Source organism: Actinospica durhamensis (assembly GCF_018139695.1).
Taxonomy (GTDB): domain Bacteria; phylum Actinomycetota; class Actinomycetes; order Streptomycetales; family Catenulisporaceae; genus Actinospica; species Actinospica durhamensis.
Map to the genome: position 1 here is coordinate 1 of NZ_JAGSOG010000716.1, position 474 is coordinate 474.

The 474-nt window shown below is 68.4% G+C and carries 1 pseudogene; it reads right to left on the minus strand.

Annotated features, from left to right (window positions below):
- A pseudogene (locus KDL01_RS41865) lies at positions 1 to 422 on the minus strand (carbohydrate ABC transporter substrate-binding protein); the annotation flags it as partial.
- Positions 423 to 474: the final 52 nt, after the last annotated feature.

Below are 474 nucleotides of genomic sequence, written 5' to 3' on the forward strand. Positions count from 1 at the left end.
GCCTTGGAGAGGTCCTCGAGCTTGCCGGCCTGGGTGGCGACGATCTCGGCGATGTTGCCGACCTCGACGGCCTGGACGTCCTGCAGGCCGCTGTTGGTGGTCAGGTGGTTGAGGAGGGCGGGGTAGTAGTTCTCGTTCCGCTCGATGACGTTCTCAGCGATCTTGATATCGGGGTTCAGCTTCTCGTACTCGGCGTACAGGCCGGCCTCCTTGAAGCCGAAGGTGCCGAACAGGCCCAGCGTGACCGTCGTCCTGCCCTCACCGCCCGACGAGGAGTCGGAGTCGTCTCCGCCGTCGTCGGCGCAGCCGGCCAGCAGCCCGGTGCCCAGCGACACCACGGCCGCGACGGCCAGTGCCTTGCGGACGATGGGCTTCCCCCCGCCCGAGCGCTGCCGAGAGAGGGGGAGGGTACGTGCTCGCATTGCGTCCTCCTGTTGCCCTGACGTGCCGACCCCCCGGCCAACGGCTCTGTTG